This is a genomic window from Alloalcanivorax xenomutans (assembly GCF_900217905.1).
Classification (GTDB): Bacteria; Pseudomonadota; Gammaproteobacteria; order Pseudomonadales; family Alcanivoracaceae; genus Alloalcanivorax; species Alloalcanivorax xenomutans.
Genome location: NZ_OBMO01000047.1, coordinates 1 through 1,105, shown reverse-complemented (window position 1 = coordinate 1,105; position 1,105 = coordinate 1). Strand labels below are relative to the sequence as shown.

The following is a 1,105-nucleotide window of genomic DNA, read 5'->3' as shown; positions in this document are numbered from 1 at the left end:
CCCACATTCTCTTAAATCTGAACGGTATCCGGGCTCTCCTCACAGCGGGATGAAGCCGTATAAGCAAGGGAAGACACGAGAGATGGCGTTTATTGGTATTGATGTCAGCAAGAAGAAACTGGACGTGCTGTGGCTGCGGCAGTCCCGTCCCCAGAAGATCAAGACACGGGTTTTCCTGAATCAGCCGGGCAAGCAGGATGAGGTTGTCCAGTGACTGTTCAAGCAGACAGGCGAAGCCCCTTCCGATATCCATGTTGTGCTGGAAGCGACCAGCGTGTATCACGAGCATCTGACCTATGCGCTCTACGAGGCGGGCATTCAGGTCTATGTAGCGAACCCGGCGCGAACCCGGGATTTTGCCAAGAGTGAAGGGTTCCTGAGCAAGACGGACAAGATGGATTCACTGGTCCTGGCGCTGTATGCGAAAGAAAAGCATGAGCGGCTGCATCGCTGGCAGCCAGAGGCGCCGGAAATCAGGCAGTTGCGGGCGCTGATGCGCCGTCTGGAAGCGCTGGAGAAAGACCATCAACGAGAACAGAACCGGCTTGAGAAAGCGGAATTTGCCCAGTCCAGTGATCGGGTGATTACCTCTATCAAGGAAATGATTGCCGCGCTGGAGGAAGAGATCCGAAAGCTGAAACAGGATATCGACGACCATATTGATGGCCACCCGCAGTTGAAGAAAGATCGGGCCTTACTGAGGAGCATCCAGGGCGTTGGCGATGTGGTCTCCCGCGAACTCCTATCCCTGATCCACAGCCGCCGGTTCCAGTCTGCCAAACAGTGCGCGGCGTTCGTCGGCTTGGTGCCTATGCACCACGAATCGGGCGAGTCGAAGAAGCCTGCAAAGAGACAAAGAGGAGGCCGGTCGAGTGTTCGCGGCAAGCTTTACATGGCTGCGGTGACGGCCTGTACTCATAACCGAGATATCCATGCACTGCGAATGCGGATGGAGGCCAGAGGCAAGTCAGGAATGGCCATTGTGGTTGCGGCCATGCGCAAGATGGTGCAAATCGCCTATGGGGTGATCAAGCATCAGCAGGCCTATACCCCGCAAGTCGCTTAGAGACGGCTTGCAGGGTAGGGAGAGAGACGGTATCTACAG

General features: G+C 56.0%; 1 protein-coding gene and 1 pseudogene. Both read left to right on the top strand.

All coding sequences use genetic code 11. The annotated features are described in order from the left end of the window. Nucleotides 1-214: pseudogene (locus CRO06_RS20275) on the top strand (hypothetical protein); the annotation flags it as partial. Beyond that, complete coding sequence (locus tag CRO06_RS19775; RefSeq protein ID WP_280522558.1) at nucleotides 215-1,066, top strand: IS110 family RNA-guided transposase; 852 nt, start codon at nucleotides 215-217, stop codon at nucleotides 1,064-1,066. Nucleotides 1,067-1,105 lie beyond the last annotated feature (39 nt).